20 protein-coding genes are annotated in these 23,955 nt (G+C 68.0%); 9 read left to right on the top strand and 11 right to left on the bottom strand.

Translation table 11 applies throughout. The features are described 5' to 3' along the window. Positions 1-21: 21 nt before the first annotated feature. From AC2D10_RS09165 to AC2D10_RS09185, 5 genes are all read right to left on the bottom strand, one after another. Positions 22-4,728, bottom strand: a complete 4,707-nt coding sequence (locus AC2D10_RS09165) for a PKD domain-containing protein (protein WP_484707266.1) — start codon at positions 4,726-4,728, stop codon at positions 22-24. Between the two features lie 110 nt (positions 4,729-4,838). Next, entirely contained in the window at positions 4,839-5,390 is a 552-nt protein-coding gene (locus AC2D10_RS09170) for a hypothetical protein (protein ID WP_484707267.1), read from the bottom strand. 177 nt (positions 5,391-5,567) lie between these two features. Then, positions 5,568-6,185 carry an arsenate reductase/protein-tyrosine-phosphatase family protein gene (locus AC2D10_RS09175; RefSeq protein ID WP_484707268.1) on the bottom strand — a complete coding sequence of 206 codons (618 nt, stop codon included), beginning with the start codon at positions 6,183-6,185 and terminating at the stop codon, positions 5,568-5,570. Continuing rightward, a complete protein-coding gene (locus AC2D10_RS09180; RefSeq protein WP_484707269.1) occupies positions 6,182-6,901 on the bottom strand; it encodes a CDP-alcohol phosphatidyltransferase family protein in 720 nt (239 codons plus the stop codon). Before AC2D10_RS09180 ends, AC2D10_RS09175 begins: the two co-directional genes overlap by 4 nt. Then, positions 6,892-7,845 (bottom strand): glycosyltransferase family 2 protein, encoded by a 954-nt coding sequence (locus AC2D10_RS09185; protein ID WP_484707270.1) that lies wholly within the window; start codon positions 7,843-7,845, stop codon positions 6,892-6,894. Before AC2D10_RS09185 ends, AC2D10_RS09180 begins: the two co-directional genes overlap by 10 nt. 231 nt (positions 7,846-8,076) lie before the next feature. Here AC2D10_RS09185 and AC2D10_RS09190 point away from each other — a divergent pair, with 231 nt between their 5' ends. Continuing rightward, a complete protein-coding gene (locus tag AC2D10_RS09190; RefSeq protein ID WP_484707272.1) occupies positions 8,077-10,026 on the top strand; it encodes a glycosyltransferase in 1,950 nt (649 codons plus the stop codon). A 31-nt stretch (positions 10,027-10,057) separates the two neighbouring features. Here AC2D10_RS09190 and AC2D10_RS09195 read toward each other — a convergent pair whose 3' ends face one another. Next, entirely contained in the window at positions 10,058-11,257 is a 1,200-nt protein-coding gene (locus AC2D10_RS09195) for a glycosyltransferase (protein ID WP_484707273.1), read from the bottom strand. A gap of 177 nt (positions 11,258-11,434) precedes the next feature. Here AC2D10_RS09195 and AC2D10_RS09200 point away from each other — a divergent pair, with 177 nt between their 5' ends. From AC2D10_RS09200 to AC2D10_RS09210, 3 genes are all read left to right on the top strand, one after another. After that, positions 11,435-11,890 (top strand): FAD synthase family protein, encoded by a 456-nt coding sequence (locus AC2D10_RS09200; protein WP_484707274.1) that lies wholly within the window; start codon positions 11,435-11,437, stop codon positions 11,888-11,890. A gap of 90 nt (positions 11,891-11,980) precedes the next feature. Next, positions 11,981-12,244, top strand: a complete 264-nt coding sequence (locus tag AC2D10_RS09205) for a glutaredoxin family protein (protein ID WP_484707275.1) — start codon at positions 11,981-11,983, stop codon at positions 12,242-12,244. An 83-nt stretch (positions 12,245-12,327) separates the two neighbouring features. Beyond that, positions 12,328-14,085 carry an aldehyde dehydrogenase family protein gene (locus AC2D10_RS09210; protein ID WP_484707276.1) on the top strand — a complete coding sequence of 586 codons (1,758 nt, stop codon included), beginning with the start codon at positions 12,328-12,330 and terminating at the stop codon, positions 14,083-14,085. A 65-nt stretch (positions 14,086-14,150) separates the two neighbouring features. On the opposite strand, the gene AC2D10_RS09215 is transcribed toward AC2D10_RS09210, so the two are convergent. The 4 genes from AC2D10_RS09215 to AC2D10_RS09230 all read right to left on the bottom strand — a co-directional run bounded on the left by AC2D10_RS09215 (position 14,151) and on the right by AC2D10_RS09230 (position 17,736). Beyond that, complete coding sequence (locus AC2D10_RS09215; RefSeq protein ID WP_484707277.1) at positions 14,151-15,167, bottom strand: phosphodiester glycosidase family protein; 1,017 nt, start codon at positions 15,165-15,167, stop codon at positions 14,151-14,153. A gap of 179 nt (positions 15,168-15,346) precedes the next feature. Next, a complete protein-coding gene (locus tag AC2D10_RS09220; protein WP_484707278.1) occupies positions 15,347-15,838 on the bottom strand; it encodes a hypothetical protein in 492 nt (163 codons plus the stop codon). Next, positions 15,838-16,878 carry a LacI family DNA-binding transcriptional regulator gene (locus tag AC2D10_RS09225; RefSeq protein ID WP_484707279.1) on the bottom strand — a complete coding sequence of 347 codons (1,041 nt, stop codon included), beginning with the start codon at positions 16,876-16,878 and terminating at the stop codon, positions 15,838-15,840. Before AC2D10_RS09225 ends, AC2D10_RS09220 begins: the two co-directional genes overlap by 1 nt. A gap of 45 nt (positions 16,879-16,923) precedes the next feature. Further along, positions 16,924-17,736, bottom strand: a complete 813-nt coding sequence (locus tag AC2D10_RS09230) for a protein phosphatase 2C domain-containing protein (protein ID WP_484707280.1) — start codon at positions 17,734-17,736, stop codon at positions 16,924-16,926. 144 nt (positions 17,737-17,880) lie between these two features. Between AC2D10_RS09230 and AC2D10_RS09235 the strand changes: the two genes are divergently transcribed. The 4 genes from AC2D10_RS09235 (at position 17,881) to AC2D10_RS09250 (ending at position 21,903) form a co-directional block, all read left to right on the top strand. After that, a complete protein-coding gene (locus AC2D10_RS09235) occupies positions 17,881-18,804 on the top strand; it encodes a carbohydrate ABC transporter permease (RefSeq protein ID WP_484707281.1) in 924 nt (307 codons plus the stop codon). 44 nt (positions 18,805-18,848) lie between these two features. Continuing rightward, positions 18,849-19,652 carry a carbohydrate ABC transporter permease gene (locus AC2D10_RS09240; protein WP_484707282.1) on the top strand — a complete coding sequence of 268 codons (804 nt, stop codon included), beginning with the start codon at positions 18,849-18,851 and terminating at the stop codon, positions 19,650-19,652. Between the two features lie 41 nt (positions 19,653-19,693). Further along, positions 19,694-21,010, top strand: a complete 1,317-nt coding sequence (locus AC2D10_RS09245) for an ABC transporter substrate-binding protein (RefSeq protein WP_484707283.1) — start codon at positions 19,694-19,696, stop codon at positions 21,008-21,010. A gap of 239 nt (positions 21,011-21,249) precedes the next feature. After that, on the top strand, positions 21,250-21,903 hold the full coding sequence (locus AC2D10_RS09250) for a YdcF family protein (RefSeq protein ID WP_484707284.1): 654 nt from the start codon (positions 21,250-21,252) through the stop codon (positions 21,901-21,903). Between the two features lie 48 nt (positions 21,904-21,951). On the opposite strand, the gene ypfJ is transcribed toward AC2D10_RS09250, so the two are convergent. After that, positions 21,952-22,836: a KPN_02809 family neutral zinc metallopeptidase gene (gene ypfJ / locus AC2D10_RS09255; RefSeq protein ID WP_484707285.1), complete on the bottom strand. Its 885-nt coding sequence runs from the start codon at positions 22,834-22,836 to the stop codon at positions 21,952-21,954. A gap of 51 nt (positions 22,837-22,887) precedes the next feature. Between ypfJ and AC2D10_RS09260 the strand changes: the two genes are divergently transcribed. Further along, positions 22,888-23,877 (top strand): malate dehydrogenase, encoded by a 990-nt coding sequence (locus tag AC2D10_RS09260; RefSeq protein WP_484707286.1) that lies wholly within the window; start codon positions 22,888-22,890, stop codon positions 23,875-23,877. The last annotated feature ends 78 nt before the right edge of the window (positions 23,878-23,955 follow it).

The raw sequence follows: 23,955 nt of genomic DNA on the forward strand, positions 1-23,955 counted from the left end.
CAGCGGCCTGGCGCTGTGCTGTTACTCCGCGGCGGTGACGCGGAAGGTGTCGAACGTCACGCCGACCGGGGCAGTGGCGCTGCCGGATCGGTTGCCGCTCAGGCCCACCGCGCCCGGCGCCAGCGGCGCCGCGTCGGTCGCGTTGAGCTGCCAGTTCGCCGGCTCGGTCGCCCCGGTCGCCCAGATCTTGGCCTTGATCGACGCCTGAGCGGTGCCGGTGACCGTGACCTTGAGCGAGTACGAGGTGTTCGGCGTGAAGGCGAGACCCGACACCGCCTGCGTCAGCAGCACGGTACCGCCGCGGTGTGCGACGAGCCAGATGGTTCCGTCGGGTCGCAGCCAGGCACGCACCAGGTACCGACCGGCGGCCGAGTCGCGGGCGATGACGCCGATGTAGGCACCTCCGGCCGCGGGGGCCTGGTCGACGCGGAAGGTGGTCTCCAGCGCCGGGCTCGGGATCGACGTCGTGTTCAACGTCGCGTGCCGGGTGTCTCCCGCGATGAGGTTCATCTTGCCGACGCCGTCGGCGACCGTCGCCGCGCCCTGTGATCCACCGGTGATGGTCCAGGCCCCGCCCACGAGCGCGTTCCCCCACCCGGAGGCGGACGTGCGCTCGAACTCGTCACTCGCCAGCGGAGTGGCGGGGTTCGGGTTGGGGTTCGGGTTCGGGTCGACGGGAGCGGCCGCCACCGTGACCTGCTTGGTGGTGACGTTCGTCGCGCCCTTGTTGTCGGTGACCGTCAGCGTGACCGTGTACGTGCCTGCGGCCGCATACGTGCGGGTGCTGGTCGCACCGGTTCCGTTGGATCCGTCTCCGAAGTTCCAGGCGTACGACGCGATGGTGCCGTCGGAATCGGTCGAGGTCGCGCCGTCGACATTCACCGTGAGGGCGGATGTCGTGGCCGTGAACGCGGCGGTCGGAGCGACGTTCACCGGGGGCTCCGGCTCGGGCTCGGGCTGCGGTGCGGGCGGCACGAGATCCTTCAGCGTGTAGTTGTCGAAGGTCACCGGGTTCGTGCCCGTCGCGCTTCCGGCGCGGTAGGAGAAAACGGTGGATGCTCCGGCGACCTGAAGGGCCGGTGTCGAGTCGGTGGTCGAGAGCTGCCATGCGGCGGGCTCCGTCGCGTCGGCAGCCCACAGCTTCGCTCGGATCGTCGTGGTCGACGAACCGCTCGTCTCCATCAGGAGGTTGAACGAGCTGCCCGCCTTCCAGGTGAGACCCGCGACCGCCGTGCTGGCGATCGCCGTGCCGTTGCGGTGGATGATCAGCCAGGTGGTGCCGTCGGCCTTGTGCCAGGCGAGCGCCCGGTAGCCGTTGGTGCCGGATCGACGCGAGCCGAGTCCTTCGTAGGCAACACCGGTTGAGGGACCGTTGGTCAGCGTGTAGGTGATTCGCCCGGTGGTGTCGCGCAGCGACGTCCCGGTCAGGAGCATCTCACGCGTCTCACCGGCGGTCAGGTTGATCCGACCGACGCCGTCGACGACCGATGCGGCCGCGGCCGAACCGCTCATCGGCGTCCAGGTGCCGCCCTTCTCGGCCGCACCCCATCCGCTCGACACCGCGCGTCCGAAGGAATCGGAGGCCGCGAAGACATCAGATACCACTGCGACGGCGCGCGTCACCGTGGCGGTGCCGCCCAGGCTGTCGGTCACCGTGAGGGTGATGTCGTACGACCCGGCCTGCGTGTAGGTGTGCGATGCCTTGACACCGTTCCCTGCCGGCGTGCCGTCGCCCCAGTTCCAGGCGTAGCTGAGCGTGGCGCCGTCGGACGCACTGGAGGTGGCTCCCGACACGTCGACCTTGAGAGCCGACGCGGTCGAGGTGAAGGCCGCGACCGGGTTGGCGTGGGTCGTGACCGACTCGCGCGTCGTCGTCGCGACGCCGCCACGGTTGTCGGTCACAGTGAGCGTCACGGTGCGGGTGCCCGCCGTGGCGTAGGTGTGGTTCGAGACCGCACCTTCACTCGTCGTGCCGTCACCCCAGTTCCAGGAGTACGAGGCGATCGAACCGTCGGAGTCGGTGGAACCCGACGCGTCGGCCGAGATCGCGATGCCGGTGCCCGAGAGCTCGAACGAGGCGGTCGGCAGCACGTTGGCCGCCAGCACGACGATCGGCTTCTCGACGGTCGCCGCGAGTCCGTTGTTGTCCTTCACGGTCAGCGTCGCCGTGTAGGTGCCGGCGGCCGTGTAGGTGTGCGTGGTCGTCTGGCCGGTCCCCGTCTCGGAGCCGTCACCGAAGTCCCAGCGGTACGAGGCGATGGTGGCAGAACCGGCGGGCGCCGACGCGCTCGCGTCGAACGCGACGTCCAGGTCGGTCGCGACAGACGTGAAGTCCGCGGTCGGAGCCTTGAACCCCTTGCCGACGCCGTAGTGCGTCGAGACCTGAGTGGCGCTCAGGGCGTAGGTGTACACGGCGACCTCGTCGACCGAGCCCTCGAAGTTCCGGGAGGTCGGCTGCGACGGCCATCCACCGATGTTGTCGCCACCAATCTTCCAGTACCCGCTGTACGCCTCCGCATCCGTCGCCCCCGCCAGGGATCCGGCGAGCTCACCGTCGACGTACAGCTTCATGCCGTCGGCGCTCTGGATGCTGACCGCGTGGTGCCAGGTGCCGTCGTTGAACGACGCCTGGGTCTGGACGGTCTGCGTGCTGCCGTTGTAGGCACCGAAGATCAGACGACCGTTGTTGGCCATGTACAGGTGACGGTCGTAGCTGCCCGAGTCACCGGTCGCCTGGTTGCCGTAGCCCAGGATCTTCCCACCCGAGGTCGACGACGTCTTGAACCAGACCTCCGTCGAGAAGGTCTTGGATGCTGCCACTCGACCGCTCACGACGCGACCGTCGTTCGTGCCGTTCAGGCTCGACGCGCCGGAGGCGGTGTTCTCGACGCCCGACGTCGACGACGTGACGCCCGAGCCGAAGGTCGGCGTGTTGGCGCCGCCCCAGTCCTGCGTGACGGTGCCGAGCGGGTAGTAGAGCTGCGGCTCGTCAGCGGTCACCGCGTCGACGTACGCCGACGGGGCGCCCGTGGTCACCGTGGCGGTGACCGCCTGGCTGGTGACGGTGTTGCCGGCGCTGTCCTTCGCGACGACGGTGTACTGCTGCTGCGAACCGGCCGGGGCCGTCTTGTCTTCGAGGTTCACCGAGGGCATGTTCCACCACGTGGAGTCCAGCGTCTTGGTGGCCACGGGAGTCGTCGAACCCGCACGACGCAGCTCATACGTGAGCGTCAGGTCGTCGCGGTCCCAGTTGGCGGGGATCGAGACCTTCACGCGCCCCGGGATGAACGACTGCGCGGTCGGCGTCCAGTTCGCGCCGGAGAGCCGGGGGCCGTCCTTCGGACCGTTCGGAGGGGTCGTGGAGAATCGCACGAGACCCTCGAAGCGTCCGTTGTTGACCGAGCGGAACTCGCCGCCGATCGAGATCATGTTGCCGGCACCGGTGATCGAGAGACCTGCCTGGCCCATGCCCGTGGTCACGCCGACTGCCCAGTCCGGGGTCCAGTTGTAGGCCGACGGAGCCGGGGTTCCGGCCCAGTTCTTGTAAGTGCCACCGGCCGCGGGCTGGTTGCCGAGCACGCCGCGCGCGTCAGCCGTGTATGCCTCGGAGTAACGGTGCGTGCGCGGGTTCTGCTCGGGGTGCATGTTCTGCGTTCCGCAGGCGTGCGTGTGGCTCGTCGTGTAGACGACCTTGCCGGTCGAGTAGACGCCGTAGTGGTCGCCCAGGCAGTCGGAGATCCAGCGGACGGCGCCGGTTCCGGCCTCTGCCGCGAACGTGCCCTCCAGGTTGCCTGTGGCGGCATCGGCGTAGACCCAGCCGGTGCCGAAGACGGCGGTGGCGTCGGCGGCGAGGCCGAAGATGCCGGCCTTGCCCGAGTTGCCCCCGGTGCTGGAGCCGTTCTTGACCGTCTGAGGCAGTGCCCAGGCGGTGTCGACGGCACCGGTCGACTTGTCGAGCGCCACGGCGCCGCGCATCGTGATGTCGCCGTTGACCTGTGAGAAGCGTCCGGCTGCGATCACGTTCTGACCGGCAGGGTCCATGACCATCGCGTCGACCTGAAGGTCGGTCTGCGGCGACCACGGGAGCAGCGCGCCGTTCGCGGCGTTGAACGCGGCGAGGTTCTTGCGCGCCGTGCCGTTGCCCTGCGTGAACAGGCCACCGACGTACACGCTCGAGCCCGACGTCGACAGGGCATACACGCCGCTGCCGCCGATCGAGGGCGAGAAGCCGGGCACCAGCTGACCGGTCACCGCGTCGAGCGCGGCGAAGTTCCAGCGGGTCTGCCCGTTGACGGAGTTGAAGGATCCGCCGATGTAGATGCGGCTGCCGTCGGGCGATGCCGCGACCGCCTTGATCACACCGTTCACCTGCGGCGCGAACGACAGCAGCGAACCGGTGTTGATGTCATACGCCAGCACGTTGGACCGGGCCGTCAGGCTCGTGCCGGGCACGGCCAGCGGTGCGCGAGCGTTGTCGAACTTGCCCACCGCGTACACGGTCGAGCCGATGGTCGTCTGCGACCAGACATACCCGTTGTCGATCTGCACCGTCGGAATCGGATCCGACGTGACGACGTTGTCATCGCGCTGCAGCAGCGGCGGTACGGTGTTCGGCACTGCTGCAGTGGCAGCCTGTGCGCCGAGCGTCATCCCGGCGGCGAGAAGCGCCACTGTGATGACGGAAGCGAGCACGGATCGTGCGCGCTTCCCCTTGGATGTGTTCCCCATAGTTGACTCCCCAGTCCCCAGAATGGTGTTTCTTCATTTATGAAAGTGCGTTTTGGTGCGTGAGATGTTGAAGTTGATGGTGCCTGATCGCGGGTGATCAGGCGGGCGCGTCAGGAGATCTGGCCGGCGAAACTCGCGACCGGCTCTCCTGCGGCGTAGTTGACGCTGATGGTGACCGCACGACCCTGAGCCGGGTCGAGCATGAAGACGTAGGTGCCCTCAGCGGTTGCTCCCGCGGCGACCTCGCCCTGCAGCGGCGAGTTGGGACCGGCCGTCGTCGCGACGCCGACATCGCCGTCGTCGGTGACGAGGCTGATGACGGCGGAGTCGATGCTCTGCGCCTGCGCGGAGTCGTTCGCCACCGACACGGTGACGACCACCGCGGTCCCGGCGAACTCGCCAGGAGTCTCGGGCGTGATCGTCGTGGTCGAGATCTTGTCGATCGCGACGACCATCTCGGTCGAGAGCGTGACCGCAGCGTCGAGCGCGGCGCTCTCTTCGAGCAGCGCGGGGGCCTCGGTGGGCCCTTCGGCTTCAGGATCGGCAGGCGCGGTCCACTCGGTGGTGACCGTGGTCTCGACATCGGGCGTCTCAGACGCCTCCGGCGTGGCCGTGCAACCTGCGACGACAAGAACGATCGCGAGAAGGGGCGCGACGATCATCGCTTTCCCCATGCGTGAAACGCCGTCGACAGGACGGCATGATGAAACGGTGAACACCGTAGCTCCCCAGCTATAAGACCCCAGATTCCAAAGCCCCCTCGGCCTTGGTTCCCCCCACCGCGCAAACGCGGCGTCGGCTAATGGTAGTGCGAGTTGGGCAGAACCACAAGGGTTCTCTCAGGATGCGTGCCTGCGGTGTCCGGTGAGCTGTGCGACGACGGTGGAGACCGACGCATCGACCTCGGTCACCGTGTCGCGGTGTCCGCGGCTGCCATGTCGATCGGCGATGCTCGTCGGGTCGCCCGAAGCCCGGGCACCGAGCATCCTCCGCATCCGGCTTCGCATGTCTCCGGAGTCGGCGAGGGGCACAGCCCGCGATCGTGCGCGGTCGAGGTGCGCGACGTACTCAGTCACCCGATCGTCCGCTGCCGAGGAGAAGCCCACGCCCAGATGAGCGGCTTCCTTGATCGTGAACATCCAGTCGCGCGAACGGGGCGCAAGTCGCACCAGTTCGCCGCGGATCTCACGCGACGCCGCGAGCACCAGGGTCGACTGCTCGATGAGCTCGGCGGTGACGGCACGCGCCCGGTGGGCATCGGCCTGGCGCCGCCACTCCTCGTCACCGTGCAGCGAGGCGGCCAGCGTGCAGATCGCGTCATCGACGTTCGCGCGCACCCCGGCGCTGCTCACGGTGATGATCGATTCGGCGCCGAGGCCGCGACGCAGCGCCAGCTCGGCCAGCGGTGACCGGCAGACATTGGCCGCGCAGACCACGAGGATGCTCTCGGCGCTCATGTCGTCGCCCCCAGCTTGCCGATCTCGCGGAACCACTTCACGGCGGCGAGCGCGAGGAACAGCACCGCCGCAGCGCACAGCAGCGTGTACCCGACGAGGAACCCGGGGGTCCAGCCCCAGAGCACGAACACCAGGCAGACGACCCCGAAGTCGGTCGGCAGGAGCACGAGCGAGCGAGCGAGCGTGCCGCCACCGCGCTCGTGCGTCGACGCCACCGCGTGCTTGCCCTTGAGCAGGTCGTTGAGGAGCATGCCCGAGAAGGTCGTCGAGGCGACGATGCTGAACACGATCGGGATCAGCAGCAGCGCCGGCGTCTCGGGGATGACACGGAACAGGCCGATCAGCACGGCCAGGTGCAGCGACGCGATCTTCAGCGTGTCGATGAAGTGGTCGAGCCACTCCCCCTGCGGGCTGCCGCCGCCGCGCAGACGGGCGACCTGCCCGTCGGCGGAATCCCAGGCGTAGCCGAGCACGAGCAGCAAGGCGATGAGGATTCCCATCGGAACGGTGACCGGAGCGAAGGCGATCAGTGCGATCGCGGCGAACGAGTGCACCGCGCTGAGGATCGACACCTGGTTCGGAGTGAGCCCGATGCGGAAGGCGACCGCCGCGAGCACCCGCCCGATGCGGCGGTTCACGTAGACGGAGTACGCGGGGGCGCCACGGGCATGGCCCTTCTGCGCGCGGGCAAGACGGTGATACGCCTCTATGACCATTTCGTGTCCTCCTGGTCCGTCCGGTGCGACCGCGAGATCCGCCGGGCGTCGCGCACACCGCGCAGGTACGCGCGGATCGGGGCGACCGACTGGAGCAGTTGTCGGCGACCGCCGCGCAGGATCACCTCGCGAGCGGTGCGCGGAATCGACCGCCGCCAGCGCCGCACGCCTGCGTCGTCGAGATGACGCACGGCGAACAGCATCCGGTTGCGGATGTTGTAGTAGTAGTAGCCCTCGGACTTGGCGCGGGAGAGCTGCGGTTCGGACCGCTGCGTGCCGCCCTCGTCATGCACCGCGCGGGCGTCGTCGACGAGCGCGAGCGCTCCACCGGCTGCGACGACGCGGCGGGAGAAGTCGACATCTTCCCAGTAGAGGAAGTACTCGTGGTCGAATCCGCCCGCGAGCTCCCACACCTCACGGGTGATCCAGAGGCAGGCACCGCTCAGCCAGGGCTCGAACGGCTGCGAGTCTCCGGCCGGGCGCTTGCGTCGCGCACGCATGGTGCCGTCGTCGAGGAGGAGGTCGACGCCGGCGAACCAGGTGCGTCCGTCGGAGTCGGCGATCACGGGCGAGGCGAGAGTCGTGCGCGACGCGGTCGTGACGGCCGCCAGGCTCTCGAGCGAGCGGCGGTCGATGTGCGCGTCGGGATTGATGATGAGCACGTCGCTCGCGCCGTCGGCCAGGGCGCGTGTCACCCCGGTGTTGACGCCCCCGCCGAATCCGGAGTTCGTCTCCGATTCGATCAGGAGCCAGTCGTGCTCGGTGGCGACGTCTCGGGCTGCCTGACGCTCGTCCTCCCCGGACCAGTTGTCGACGACGATGATCGACGCCTCGGGGTCGATCTCCCGTGCGGCACGCTCGACGGTCACGAGGTTGCGGCGGAGGAGGGCGGCGGAGGCGTAGTTGACGACCACGACGGCGAGGCTTCCGGGCACGATCGCCACGCGCTCCTCCATCCCGACTCGCACTGCGAGCCGCCTGGTGTGCCGGCCGACATCCCCGGAGTCGCGACCGACGTCGACTCCCTCAGGAGACCGACTATACGCGGAACCCCGTCAGGATGCCGGAAGAAGACCGCCACGATACGATGAGCCGGCGCCGGAGTGGCGGCGCCGCGATTTGCCATGGGGATGGGGCGGATGACACGGGGACCGGAATCTGACGGACGGATCAGGGTGACGATCGGCGTCCCCACCTACCGGAGGCCGGAGCTCCTCGAAGCGCTGCTGCGCGTGCTGCCCGACCGCATCGCCGAGTGCGAGGGCGTCGACGTCGACGTGCTCGTCGTCGACAACGACCCGGCGGGGTCGGCCCGAGAGACGGTGGCAGCCGCCGACTTCCCCGTCCGGTACGCCGTCGAGTCGACGCCCGGCATCGCCGCCGCTCGCAACCGCATCCTCGACGAGTGCGCCGAGCGCGATCTGGTCGCCTTCATCGACGACGACGAGGTGCCGCGGCCGCACTGGCTCTCCGCCCTCCTCACCGTCTGGCGCGAGTACGACGCCGACGCCGTCATGGGCCGCGTGATCTCGGTCTTCGACGAGGACGTCGATCCGTGGCTGCTCGCATCGGGCACGTTCCGGCGTCTTCCGCGGCAGACGGGCACCGCGCTCGAGGTCGCGGCGGCGGGAAACCTGCTCGTGGATCTGCGCACGATCCGCCGTCTCGACCTGCGCTTCGACACGTCTTTGGGACTCGGCGGCGGCGAGGACACGCTGTTCTCGCGACAGCTCGCGCGCCTCGGCGGACGCATCGTCTGGTGCAATGAGTCCGAGACCGAGGACCTGGTGGTCACCGCCCGCCTGAGCCGGGCCTGGGCCGCGCAGCGCGCCTTCAGCTCGGCCAACGCGAACACGCGCATCAGCTTGCAGCTCACCGACGGAACAGCGCGCCGCGGAGTGCTGCGCGCGCGAGCACTCGTCGGCGGAGCAGCGCGGATCGTGGTGGGCGCGCTGCGCCACACGTTCGGTCGTCTCACATCGAACCTCACGCACGACGCCCGAGGCACGCGCCTCGTGCACCGGGGCCGCGGCACGATCGCCGCCGCACTCGGCCGGCGCTACGACGAGTACCGACGCCCCTCGGAGGACGCAACAGCCATGACCGACACCGCATCGACCGTCCGCGTGATGCAGTCGCTGGGCGCCCCGCGTCCGACGACCAACCCGTACAACAAGATGCTCGACGAGGCACTGGGCACCACGGCCGGTCTGACGCATCTGCGCTTCGACTGGAAGACCGCGCTGTTCGGACGCTACGACGCGTTCCACTGGCACTGGCCCGAGGCGAAGCTGCACGGCACCACGTGGTGGAAGTCGACCGGCAAGTACCTGCTCACGGCGGCACTGGTGTTCCGTCACCGGCTGTCGCGCCGCATCGCCGTCGTCCGCACCGTGCACAACATCGAGCTGCCCGACGACAACCGACCGCGCCTGTGGCTGCTGCGGTTCATCGACCGGCACACCGACTACCGCATCGTGATCAACGAGACCACACCGCTGCCGGACGGCGCCCCGCACAGCGTCATCCTGCACGGCCACTACCGCGACTGGTACGCCGAGTACCCGGCCGCCGAGCGCGTGCACGGACAGCTGGGCTCGTTCGGCGGCATCCGTCGGTACAAGGGGCTCGAGGGGTTCATCGACGCGTACGCCGAGGCGGTCGCCGTCGAACCGGCGTTGAGCCTGCGCATCGGAGGCCGCCCCTCCACTCCCGAGCTCGCCGACGACCTGCGCGCCCGCACCGCCGGCCTTCCGGGCGTCGATCTGGAGCTCGACTTCATCAGCGACGCGACGCTGGTCGACCTGGCCACGTCGTCCGATCTGATCGTGCTGGCCTACCGGTTCATGCACAACTCCGGCAGCGTGCTCGCAGCGCTGTCACTCGACCGACCGGTGCTGGTGCCGCGCAACGAGACGAACGAGGCGCTGGCGCGCGAAGTGGGCCCCGAGTGGGTGCAGATGTACGACGACGACCTCGACGCCGCGTCGGTGCTCGACGGCTGGCGCGCGGCCTCGGCGCTCACCGGAGCACCCGACCTCTCCCGGCGCGACTGGGCCGACGCTGGCCGGGCACACGCGGCGGCGTTCCGCGCAGCGGCGATGGCGAAGCGCTCGCGCCGCTGACCGCAGCGCACGCCCGGGGTGACAGGCGGGGCTAGAGCTCGCCCGGCTTCATGGCCTCGGCGTCGATCGCGCGCATGACGCGCAGCGCCGCCGTGTCGGGCTTCGGCTCGCCTCCCGCGTCACGGCGGCGGCGCGGGGCGTAGACGACGAGCGAGTGGAACAGGAACCGGGCGAAGAAGGCCACGATCAGGGTGAGGCCCGTCGCCAGGACACTCGAGATGTGCCACGTCTCGACCATGAGCGCCATCACCGGGATGCGAATCGCCGCCTCGACGTTGTTGAACGTGAACGACGTGACGAAGCGGATGCCGAGGGCTCGGGCGTCGGTGCGCATGTCAGCGAACACGAAGCGCTCCTGCAGCAGGAAGTTGCCGATGATCGTGACCTCAGCGCCGATGATCGCGGCCCAGATGTAGGGGACGCCGATCAGCGTCAGCAGCCACATGATGCCGATGTTGGCGACCGCACCGATCACGCCGATCATCGCGAACAGCGACATCTTGCCGAACCGGAGCCGGGCCAGGTGCGCGATGAAGGTGCCGCCCTGGCGCAGGCTCGCCTTGGACGTGCCGTGGATCCGCTCGCCGAACTCCATCGGGATCTCGGCGATGCGCAGGTCGGTGCGGGCGAGGATCTCGAGAAGGATCTTGAAGCCCTGCGGACGCAGTCCCTCGACATCGATGCGCGTGCGATCGACCAGGAAGAACCCGGTCATCGGGTCAGTGCTGCCGGCGAGGCGGATCGGGAACATCGCCCGCGTCAGCCAGGTGGCGGCGCGGGAGACCCCGAAGCGCATGGCCGTGCCGAGTCCGGTGTTGTCTCCTCCGCCGACATAACGCGAGGCGGCGACGACGTCGGCGTCGCCCGCCGCATGGCGATCGAGAAGTGCGGGCAGCAGCTCGGGCGGATGCTGCAGATCGCCGTCCATGACGATGCAGAGGTCGGATGCGGCGGCGGCGAGTCCGACCACGACGGCCCCGCTCAGACCGCCGGTGTTGTCGGCACGGTGGATGACGCGGACGGGGAGCGGCGCATCGGCCGCCACTCGCTCGATCTCCTGCGCGGTGTCGTCGGAGCTGTCGTCGACGAAGAGGATCTCGGCGTCGCGTCCCTGCAGCGCCGCCGCGGTGCGCGCCACGAGCTCGGCGACGTTGTCGCGCTCGTTGAAGGTCGGCACGATGACCGTGACCGCTGTCCCCACGGGCCGTCCTCCCCCACCGCTCACCGGCATATCCGGTCCATCGTCGCACGTCCGGCTGTGCGCGCGGAAACCGTGACGACCGCCGTTCCGCCGCGGATCCGTGTCGCGCGGACGGCGACGCATCCGCTAGGCTGTCGGGATGCGGCTGTGGGAGTCGCTGAGCGGATGGGGATCCGCTCTCTGGGGAATCACTGATCTGGGGAGATCATGGCTACGCGTATCGGCTATGCCGCTGGGGCTTTCGACCTGTTCCATGTGGGGCATCTGAACCTGCTCCGTCATGCCAAGCAGCACTGCGACGTTCTGGTCGCCGGTGTCGTGAGCGACGAGATGCTGCGGCAGGTGAAGGGCATCGAGCCCGTCATCCCGACAGCCGAGCGGGCGGAGATCGTCAGCCACATCTCGTTCGTCGACGACGTCTACGTCGAGACGAGTCCGTCGAAGATGGACGCCTGGGAAGACGTGCGCTTCACGCACTTCTTCAAGGGCGACGACTGGCGCGGCACCGAGAAGGGACTGCGCCTCGAGCGCGACTTCTCGACCGTGGGCGTGGAGGTCGTGTACTTCCCGTACACCGCTCACACGTCGAGCTCGTCACTGCGACGCGCACTCGAAGCGATCACCGCGGGTGCGAACGCACCGGCGCTCGCCGGCGTGCGCTGACCTGATCCCGAGCGTCGTCCGCTCGTTCGAGACGCCGAGCGCGCCACATGGGGCGGAGCCGGCCCGCCGCGACGGGCATACCCTGGAGAGATGACTTCTCTCGACGCATCCACCATCACCCTGTTCGGCGCGGACTGGTGCCGCGACTGCATTCGCACCAAGAAGCAGCTCGATGAACTGGGTGTCGAGTACACCTACATTGACCTGGTCGCCGAGCCCGACGCAGCCGACGTCGCCAAGGAGATCTCCGGTCGCACGAACATCCCGGTGGTCGTCTACCCCGACGCCTCGCACCACGTCGAGCCGGCGAACTCCGACGTCGAGGCGAAGCTGCGCGAGCTCTCCCTCATCTGACGCCCGCGTCGTGACGGACCGGCGGTCTCTGCCGGAGCGGAACGCGCGCGCCTAGGCTGGGATCCCGCACGAAGGAGACGACGATGACTTCTGCCGCCGAGACCGTGAACGCGATCGACGAGGGTGAGCGCGCCCGACTCGATGCCGCGATCGTCGAGCTGCACGCCGGTGCCCGCACCTGGTCTGTCCTCACGCTGGCGCAGCGCGTGACGCTGCTGCGACAGGTGCGCACGAGCGTCGCCGCGACCGCCGAGGACTGGGCGCAGACCGCCACGGCCTCGAAGGGGCTCCACGGCGCACACCCGCTGCGGGGCGAGGAGTGGCTGAGCGGACCGTACAGCGTGCTCGGCGCGCTCGACTCCTCGATCGAAACCCTGTCACGTCTGGCACGCGGGGCGAATCCGCTCGACGGCGTCAGGATCGACCGCGCTCCCGGCGGGCGCACGCGCGTGCACGCGTTCCCGCTGACGGGCATCGATCGCTTCCTGCTGTCGGGCTACACGGGCGAGGTGTGGCTCGAGCCGGGTGTGACCCCGAACGCCGCGCGGGCCGCCGCGGGGCTGGCGCAGCGCACACCCACCGAGTCCGGCGGCGTCGGGCTCGTGCTCGGCGCCGGCAACATCACCTCGATCCCCGTCCTCGACGTGCTCTACGAGCTGCTCGCTCACAACCGCACCGTCCTGCTCAAGGTGAACCCGACGCAGGACGCGATGGTGCCGGTCTACCTGCGCGCCTTCGCCCCGCTGATGACACCCGGGCTCCTGCGGATCGTGCGTGGCGGGCCGGCGGTCGGCGCGCATCTCACGCAGCATCCGCAAGTCGTCCACGTGCATATCACCGGATCGGCGGCGACCTTCGACGCGATCGTGTGGGGTCCATCCAGCGGCTCAGCCAAGGCAGACCGCTCCGCGCAGGAGCCGTTGCTGCGGAAGCCCATCACCGCGGAGCTCGGCGGGGTGTCGCCGATCATCGTGGTGCCGGGGCAATGGACCGATGCCGACCTGACGTTCCACGCCGAGCACATCGCGACGATGCGCCTGCAGAACAGCGGACACAACTGCATCGCGGGGCAGGTCGTCATCCTCTCCTCCGACTGGGCGCAGGCGGATGCCTTCCGCGCCGCCCTCCGCCGCGCCTATGCGAACGCCCCCGAGCGACCGACCTGGTACCCCGGGGCTCCGGCGCGCGTGCATCAGGCGACCGACGCCTACCCCGATGCGCTGGTCCTCGGTGACAGGGTGCTGATCGAGCTCGGCGCCGACGACGACGCGACCGCGCTGCAGAACACGGAGTACTTCGCACCCGTGCTGGGCGTGTTGTCGGTGGCGGGCACCGGGCAGGAGTTCCTCGACGCCGCCGTCGCCTACGCCAACGACGAGCTGCAGGGCACCCTCGGCGCGAATCTGCTGATCGATCCGCAGACTGAGCACTCCCTGGGATCCGGCTTCGAGCGGGCAATCGCGGCGCTGCGCTACGGCTCGATCGCGATCAACGGCTGGACGGCGTTCGGCTTCCTCACGCCGACGATGACCTGGGGCGCGTTCCCCGGCAGCACCATCGACGACGTCGGGAGCGGCATCGGCATCGTGCACAACGCGCTGCTGCTCGACCGCGTCGAGCGCTCGGTCATCCGCGGCCCGTTCCGCCCGTTCCCGCGCTGCATTCCCGGTGTGCTGCGGCGGCCGAGGGGCGGCGGCGGACGCGTCACGATCCTGCCCACGCCGCCGTGGTTCGTCTCGTCGCGCACGGGTGCGGTCGTGAGCGAGGGACTGACGCGCTTCCGCGCACACGGCGGTGTCGCGGGCCTCGTGCGCACGCTGCTGCAGGCGCTGCGCGCCTGAGCCCGACCGAGCGTGGGGCCCGCGAGCAGGATTCAGCTCGCAGACCCCCGCCCGGGAACGCTGTCTCAGGGACCTCGATACACGCCGACCCACGCCGGAACCGGCCGAGCGGAACCACTCGGCTGCACGACAGGCGAGAGGCACACCCTTCCGTCGCACTTCAGCGAGCGGGGCGTATCCGCGGATCCGCGGAACTGCACCTCACCTTGGCTCACCGCGACAGCAGAGGAACCGCCGCCGTCCAGTTCGATCGCGAGCGTCGCATCGAGAGCCCTCATCACGGCCGTGATGCTGTCACGAGTGAAGCCGTCGCGATAGCCGCCACCCTGGACGATGAGCAGCCGGTCATGGCCCCGGTCGTAACCGAACGCGATCCTGGCCGTCGAACTCGATCCGCTGTCCGGCGAGACCAGCTGCGCGCCCCCGCCGCCGCGCTGAGGGAGGAGCGAGGTCCCGGAGAACGCCGAGAACTGCTCTCCGAGCGACTGGAGTTCGTTGATCCGATTCGTCGAGGCCAGCGAGCTCGGACTCGTGTTCGTCACAAGCTCGAAACTGCTGGTGGGCCGATGACCGTGGGAACTGTCATCGATGAAGAAGAAGGTGTCCAGCGGCGACATCTTCCCCGTCTTCGCCTCGAAGAATCCAGGAAGGCCCGCGAGGAAAGGGCCTCCCTCCGCCGGAGTGTTGTAGGTCTGACGACCCGGATGGTTGTCGTAGTACACACCTGCCGGCGACGAACAGAGGTTCCCTCCCCATTTCGTCCCGTTCGCTTGCGGACGCACTTCGAAATAATTGGCGTTGAAGACGACGGTGGGCTGATTCAGCTTCTCCCACGCATAAAGCGGGGTATACAGTTCGGCATCCTGATGTCGACCATCGACGACGGCGTTCGCGTTCGACTCACACCGTGCCTCGTCACCGAGGTGCTGGTCTTCGAGCAGCGAGGGACGCGGCCTTTCACGATCAGATCGCAGACCGGATGCGTTCGGGATGATGATGACCGTGGCGTCGGTCGCGACGACATCCTTGCGCGAGGGGCCATAGTCCGCGGGCAGAGGATGGTCGCGGTCCACCTGATACACGATCGTCTTGCCCGACGTGTCGCTCTCCTCTGCGGCGAGATGAAACGAGGCGAGTGCGCGGTTCCAGTCCGGGGAGCTCACGACGGGGTCCGCTGCTGCAGGGACACCGGTCGCCACCGCAGCACAGACGAGAACCCCCGAGAGGACCAGGGCGACACTCCTTCGACGCGTTCGCATGTTCACAGCGCTATCGGCACACGGAGGCTGGTGACCGGAACGACGAAGCTCCCCACCTGCTGACCGGACTTGTTCTTGACGAGCAGATGGCCGTCCATGACCACCTGGTAATCGCCCGGTACGACGATGGGAAGGGTGGCGAGAATGTCCAACTTCTGCGGCGAGCCGTTGGAGCTGCGAGAGAACTGACGCGTCGACACCGTGGCTCCATCTCGCGTGACGACGATGTTGCCTCGGAAGGTCACGCTCGCGCCCAGCAGCTTGATCTTGTCGGCTACGGCGGATATGTACAGGTTGCCGTCCTCGTAGCGAGTGCACAGGTACGTCTCGGTGGAGAGTTCGAATTCGTTGGGCGAGTCGCTTCTCCACTCTTCGAACTCGTGGGCTCCGGTGCATGCGGGCGTGAGCGCAGCACTCGCGGCGACGGGTGAGCCGACCACCAGGCCCAGGGCGAGGGCGGTGGCGAGAAGGGCTCCAGTGACTGACTTGCGCATTATCTTCCTTCGGTTCGTGTGTCTCGACCGCGGCGCTGACTCGTGGCCAGGTCGGCAGTCGCCGGTGGTCCCAGTGTTCGACCAGGAATGAATTCGCCCTCGAGGCGGCGGTGCGTAACGGCGATGTCGGGCTCGTCGAGCAACGAGAGCATGAGGTCCACCCCCGCATGAGCGGTCTCCTCGACCGGGAGTCGATAACTCGTCAAGCCCAGCGAGGGGGCGGCGAACGGGCCGATGTGGTCACAGCCGACGATCGACAGATCGCCAGGAACCGACATCCCCGCCTGGCGAGCCATCGCCAGGTACCGATTCATCACCGCGTCGTTCGCACAGGCGATGGCTGTCGCACCGCTCTCCACCAGCGCCGCGAACCCCGCCGCGTCGTCGTGCTCGCGGGTGTAGGGAACCCGCACCACCTCGCTGCGTGACTCCAGGGCGTCGACCATGGCCCGGGTGCGCACGTGTCCGCTCATCGATTCCGCGGCGTCGACGGTGTGCACCGCAACCGTGGAGTGTCCTGCGCGAAGGATCTGTTCCGCGATCGACCGGCCGGCCACCCTCTCGTCATAGGCCACGCTATGGATGTCCGGGTGTATCTCCGGTCGAGCGAGGGAGATCATGGGGATGCGCCCGACGAAGGGAGCGATCGCCTCCGGAGCGAAGGTCCCACTGCAGACGAGGATGCCGCTCACTCGGAGCTCCAGGAGGGTCTCGATGGCACGGATCTCGTTCTCACGGAGATCGGGATCGACCGCCGTCATCGCGACGATCGACATCCCCACTTCATCCGCCCTCCGCTGAAGTGCGACGTGCAGCGCTCCGTAAATCGGGTTGCTCGTGTCGCGCAGGAGCGCGCCGACGATCGTGGGCGCCGCCGACCGCAACGCCTGCGCATGAGCGTTGACGACATAGCCCATCTGCCGCGCGACGCTCAGGACATGCTCACGCGTGGCCTTCGATGTGTCGGGGTCTTCGCGCAGGGCGCGCGAAACGGTCGCCTTCGAGACACCGGCCGCACGGGCGATGTCGATGATGGTCACTGGTCGACGGTCACCGGACATCGGCAGTCGTCCCTTCTCTGGAGGTCATCGCGACACCAGCACGGTCGCGTCGTCGTGTCTCTTGGCCCGCGGCCAGCGAGAACCCCGCGGGTCGGTTCGTTCAGTGCGCCGGATGTCCTGAATGACGACCTCGGGCCCGACACTGCGCAGCGTGCGGATGAACTCGTCCGCAGTCGCCGTCTGAAAGAGATCGATCGGCCGCGAAGCCCCGTCGGACATAAGCGCGACCACCGCATCGGCGGGAAGCTCACGGACGCCGCAGACCGCCTCGGCTGCTGCTGTCGGATCCGCCGCGGCCACCCAGAAGCCACCTGCTCGATTCCGCACCGCTCGCATGCTCTCCATGTAGTCGGCGATCTCGTTCTGGTGCGCGGCGTTCCCGATGTCCGACCACATTCCCGGCAGCCGAAACCGCTCGCCGACGCTCGCCTCACGCCGGTCAGTGATGACCTCGCACTGCTCGCCATCGCCGATCAGAACCGAGCAGTCGGCGAGCACGGCGTATTCCATCCGCGACCCGACTCGTCGAGCGATCGCTATCGCCGCCGACGGCGTTCCCGGATGCTGCAGGTCGCATTCCCCTTCGTGCAGCTGGGCGACCTGAGCGATCGACGATGCCAGAGCACCCACGAGGTCCACCTGGATGTTTTGGGCGCTCTCCACGACGGCGCCCCCGAGCATCCGGGCGTACCAGGCGACTCCGTGCGCACACCCCGTTCCCAGTGCGGGCGGGCTTCCTGCTCCGTCGACCACGACAAAGACGGAGCCGCCGGCGCCCGCCCAGTCCTCATTCTCGCGTCCGGAATCTCCCGCCGACGAGCTGATCTCGACCCGCATCGCGCCTCCTCCAGAACCGTTATTCCGTCGAGTTGACAGATTCGCCGACCCGCGGAATGCTCGGTCCCGACGCTACCGAGAACGTTCTCGGAAATCCAGTATTCAATTCGGATCCCACCGTTCACCTTCGACAAGGGAAGACTCATGCCCATCCGTGAGAAGCCGGCCCCGCCCACGATGAGTTCCCTGTCACGGCGGGAAGGCCGTTGGGGATATCCCTTCATCGCGCCGACGACGATTCTGCTCAGCGTCTTCTATCTGTACCCGCTCGTCCAGGTGGCCGTATACAGCTTCACGGACTGGAACCCCACCGGTTCGTCGCCGGCGCGAGGTGTCGGCTTCGACAACTATGCGGAGATCTTCACCGACAGCGGATTCCTCGGCGCGATGATGGTGACCGGCGCCCTCGTCATCGGAGTCGTTCCTGTATCGCTCGCCCTGGGAATGGCGCTCGCCGCGCTGATGCGGACGCCACTGAAGGGGCGGGCGATTCTGCGCGCGCTCATCTTCCTGCCCTTCATCGCCCCGACGGTCGGCAGCGCTCTGGTCTTCACGTATCTGCTGACTCCCTTCGGCGGCCTCTTCAACGTGCCGCTGCAGGCTCTGGGCCTCACCCCGATCCCGTTCCTGAGCACAGCCCCCTGGTCACTCGTCGCGACGATCCTGTTCGCGATCTGGAGTCAGGTCGGATACACCATGATCATCTACTCGTCCGCCATGTCGGTGATCCCGGACTCCTACTACGAGGCGGCTCGTCTGGACGGGGCCGGCCCTCTGCGCCAGTTCGCCTCGTTGACGGTGCCGCTGACGGGTTCCACGACGGCCTTCCTCGCGGTGACCGGCACTCTGGGAGCCCTTCAGGCGTTCACGCAGATCCATGTCCTCACCCGCGGGGGTCCCGCCGGCGCATCCACCAGCCTTCTGTACTGGATCTACGAGCAGGGGTTCGTGCGTTTCAACGGCGGCACGGCCACTGCGGGGGCGATCGTGCTGCTGCTGATCGGCCTGGTCATCGCCGGGGTGCAGCTGAAGTTCTTCGGCCGGCGAGAAGCAGTGGAGATGCAATGAACAACCGCCCACGAACCGCTCGCTCTCTCGCTTCGACTCGCCTGGTGGCGACGGCGCGGTACTCCGTGCTGATCATCGCCGCCCTGCTCGCTGCGGGCCCGTTCATCTGGATGCTGCTGTCGAGCCTGAAGAGCAGCGGCGAGATCGCGACCTTCCCGCCGACGTTCCTGCCGCGCGAGTGGCATTGGGAGAACTACGCGGAGGTCTTCCGCCGCTCGCCCTTCCTCGGGTACTACGCCAACAGCCTGCTCGTCACGGTCGGAGCGACGGTCGGCCAGGTGGCGACCAGTCTGCTGGCCGGCTTCGCTTTCGCTCGACTGCGTTTTCCGGGACGGAGGATCGTCTTCGGAGTTCTGCTCGCAGCACTCCTGGTGCCGTTCGAGCTGGTGTTCAATCCTCTCGTCGATCTCCTCTCCTCGTTGGGGTGGATCAACACGTACCAGGGCCTGATCATCCCGAACATCCCCTCGATTCTGGGCGTGTTCCTCTTCCGCCAGTTCTTCGCCAACATGTCGACCGAGATCGAAGAAGCCGCCTCGCTGGACGGCGCGGGAGTCTGGCGAAGGTTCTGGGAGATCGTGACCCCGATGGCCATGCCGATGATCGGCGCCTTCACGATCCTGTCGTTCACCTACAACTGGAACAACTTCTTCTTCCAGCTCGTGGTGGTGACCAAGTCCGAGCTCTTCACCGTGCAGCTCGGCCTCGCCATGTTCCGGACGGCCGACAGCGCCTCGAGCTTCAACGTGCTCATGGCGGCATCAACGCTCGCGATCATTCCGGTCGCCCTCGTCTACCTCCTGCTCCAGAAGCAGATCCTCAACGCCGTCTCGGGTCAACTCCGGTGACGTCCCTCTCCCCACACCATCCACAGCGAAGGAACAATCTCATGTCCACACCTCTGTCTCACTTCCGTCGGGCGGCAGCCGCCGCCCTGGCCGTCTCGAGCCTCGTCGTCGTGACGTCCTGCGCAGCCCAGGCACCCGAGAAGGACAGCGGCGAACCGATCCCGATCACGTTCTGGGACCAGAAGGGCGGCGATGCATCAGCGGTGCTCGACGACCTCGTCGCCGAGTACAACGACTCTCAGCAGGAGTATCGACTCGAGCGGCAGTTCATCGCGGGGTCCGCCGATCAGTTCGCCTCCCAGATTCAGAACGCGATCCGCACGGATGAAACGCCGAACCTCGTCTTCGGTGACAGCAACGCCTCGCGCATCGGAACGCTCCTCGAATCCGATCGGGTGCTCGACCTCGAGCCCTACTTCGGCACGGGAGACCACCCCGTGGAGAAAGAGGACATCTATCCCGGGATGCTCGAGCCCAGCACCTTCGGAGACACGGTGTACTCCCTGCCCACTGACGGCGGGGCGTACACGTTGATCTACAACACGAAGGCCTTCGACGATGCCGGCATCACGCGACTGCCCGAGACCTGGAAGGACATCGCCAAGACGGCGAGAACCCTGACATCCGGAGGAAAGTATGGAATCTACCTGCCGATCGGTGGGAGCGAGTGGACCTCGTTCACCTGGCAGTCCATGCTCTGGAGCGCCGGCGGGGAGTTCCTCGACGCGCAGAACACGTCGGCTGAATTCGACAGCCCGGCCGGCGTCGAAGCGCTGACCACGTGGACCGACCTGGTGAAGGACGGCGTCGCCTTCCCCTCGAGCCTCGACGACGACACCCAGCAGACGGGGATCACGGGGTTCATCGCCGGACAGGTGCAGATGTTCATCGGTCGTCCGGGCGATCTCGCCACTGTCGATGCAGCGCTCGGCGAAGGTGTCGCAGAGGCTCTCCCCTTCCCTCGTATCAAGGAGGCGGCGATGAACACCGGCACGAACGTGTCGTACATCCTCGACGGGAGCAAGGCCGAGAACGACGGGGCCTGGGCATTCCTCTCATGGGTCCTGCAGCCCGAGCAGCAGGCCAAATGGGACATCGGAACCGGATATCTCCCCACGAATCAGAAGACGATGGACAACCCCGCGTGGAAGAAGCACGTCGCCTCCGACCCACGCATCACCGTGTTCACTGAGCAGCTCACGCACGCACGCACGCGCCCTGCGATCCCGCAGTACGGCGCAGTCAGCAGCGCGCTGGCCGCTCAGATCGAGCTGGCCATGCTGCAGCAGATCTCACCGGAGGACGCACTTCGGGCGGCCGCCGCCGAGGCTGACGAGATCCTGCAGGAACAGAAGTGACAGAGCTGGGTCTGACCACTCTCTCGACAAGGGACGCAGCGCGGCGCGTCCGGGAGTGGGAGAAGGAACAGTGGGCGAATGTGGCCGGCGCTCGGGCAAGTCACGAGGCGGTTCACGGCAATCTCCGTGCTGCGGCCTCATGGTATCGCCGTGCAGCAGACATCGCACCGCATTCACCCGACTATCTGCCTTTCCTCGCATCCGTCCTCCGGGCTCTGCGCGACCCTGCGGAGGAGTCGATGTGGGACCGCCTCCGCCGCATCAGCCCGGATTTCGCCGCGCTCGCGCTCGCCACCGTCGCAGCCGTCGACGAGCACACCGGTCCGGCAGAGGAAGTCGAGGCGGGCGCCGTGAGCGCGGATCTCATCATGGTCCTCGGGTTCCGACTCACCGGCGACGGCAGACCGCGCCCTCGACTCGTGCAGCGCCTCGACGTCGCCGTGGAACTGTCTCGAAAGGTACCTGGCGCCAAGGTGCTGGTGTCGGGCGGTGCAGTAGGCGAGACGACGCTGAGTGAAGCATCGGTGATGGAGCGTCACCTGCTCTCCGCGGGGATCGATCCGCGTCGACTCATGGTGGAAAGGCACTCGCGGGACACCCTGGAGAACGTCGAGTTCGCGCATCAGTTCGCCCAGGACGAAGGACTCGAGTCCGTCATCGTCGTCTCTGAGGAGCCACATCTCACACGGGCGCTCACGCTGCTCGAGCTCACCGGGTGGTTCGAGCGATCACTGCCGTACGGGGGTCCGCCCCAGCGCGACTTCTCAGAGGTCGAACTCTTCGCCACCTACCGGGACGCCCTGCGGCTGCGAAAGTTCCGGCTGCATTCCCAACGCTCGGAAGACATGGAGCAGCAGCTCTCCGAGACTCAGGACAACGGCCGATCGACATGACCCGTCATGGTCTCGGTCCGCTGCGCGCCTGAGCCCACGCGGGTACCCTCAGCCCAGCTGGTCCTCGCTCAGCGTGAACGCGTCGGCACAGACGTCGAGCCCGTTCTGGTAGCCGTTCGCGAACCAGTACTGCCGCTGCTCGCTCGAGCCGTGCGTCCAGCTCTCGGGGTTCACGAAGCCGGACTGCTCCTGGATGCTGTCGTCGCCGACGGCCGATGCCGCGTTCAGCGCATCGGTGAGCTCCTGCTCAGTCGGAGCGATCAGGTAGGGGTCGCCGTCGGCATCCTCCTGCTCGGTCATGCGGCCGATCCAGGCGCCCGCATAGCAGTCGGCCTGCAGCTCCATCCGCACGCCGTTGCTGCCCGGGCCCGTGCCGTTGTTCGGGAACTCGGCCATCGTGCCGGTGATGTTCTGGATGTGGTGGCCCCACTCGTGCCCGACGATGTAGAGCTGCGCGAGGTTGCCGGCCGTTGCCCCGAACTGCTCCTGCATGAGCGAGAAGAACGTCGGGTCGATGAACACGCCCTCGTCGGGCGGGCAGTAGAACGGTCCGACTGCGTTCGACGCCGTGCCGCACTGCGTCGAGGTGGCCTGATCGACGACCACCATCTGCGGGGCGCGATAGCCCTCGACGTTCTCGGTCCAGAACTCGTCGAGCGCGAGCTGCGCACCCGCCATCCGGCAGTCGACCTGGGCGTTCGCATCGGCGCCGGTGTCGCAGTTCTCGATGACCGAGCCGCTGCCGGACTCGGAGCCTCCGCCCGGCTGCGTGCCGCCGCCCAGCAGCCCGGTGAGGTCGACGCCGAGCAGCGGTCCGGCGATCAGCGCGATGATGCCGAGCAGGCCCACCGTGCCGCCTCCGGCGATCGCGGCGTTGCGTCCGCGACGGCGCGTGGTGTTGCCGGAGATGTCCGCGTCGGGATTGAAAGTCATGAGTCAGAGAGTACTCCGGACACCGCACCTGATCAGTCGTAGGCTCGGTGCATGACGACCACGATCACCCTCACCGGTGCCGGCGGACAGATCGGCTACGCCCTGCTGTTCCGCATCGCGGCAGGAGACATGCTCGGACCCGACGAGAAGGTGCGGCTGCGGCTGCTCGAGATCCCGCAGGGGCTGGGAGCGGCCGAGGGGGCGGCACTCGAACTGCAGGACGGTGCGTTCGACCTGCTCGAACACGTCGAGGTGACCGATGACCCGGCAGTCGCCTTCGATGGCTGCGATCTGGCGCTGCTGGTCGGCGCCCGACCTCGCGGCCCCGGGATGGAGCGTGGTGATCTGCTCGCCGCCAACGCCGGAATCTTCGGCCCGCAGGGCGCGGCGATCGCGGCGAACGCGTCATCGGACGTGCGCGTCACGGTGGTCGGAAACCCGGCGAACACCAACGCCCTGATCGCTGCGGCCTCGGCCGACGGCGTGCCCGCCGAGCGCTTCTCGGCCCTGACCCGGCTCGACGAGAACCGCGCTCGCGCGCAGCTCGCGCAGATCCTCGGCGTGCCCGTCTCGACGATCCGCCGCGTGCCGATCTGGGGCAACCACTCCGCCACCCAGTTCCCCGACGTCTCGTACGCGACGGTCGGGGGCAAGCCGGTCGCCGACGCTCTGAGCGCCTTCGTCGACGACGTGCCCGGTTGGCTCGACGAGGTCTTCATCCCCCGCGTCGCGAAGCGCGGTGCAGAGATCATCCAGGTGCGCGGATCGTCGTCGGTGGCATCCGCCGCCAACGCCGCGATCGAGCACGTGCGCGACTGGGTGCAGGGCACGGAGGACTGGACATCGGCCGCCGTGATCTCGCACGGCCAGTACGGCGTTCCCGAGGGACTGATGTCGTCGTTCCCGGTGCGGGCGGTCGACGGCGAGTGGCAGATCGTCGACGGCCTCGAGGTCAGCGACTGGGCTCGGGCACGCATCGACGCCTCCATCGCCGAGCTGCTCGAGGAGCGCCAGACCGTACGCGGGCTCGGCCTGCTCTGATCGCCGGAACACCGCATCCGGCGCGCACCGGATCGGGCGCACGGAACGGCTCCGGACAAGGCAGAATGGGTACGGAGG

This window comes from Microbacterium sp. PI-SA-G, assembly GCF_057215335.1.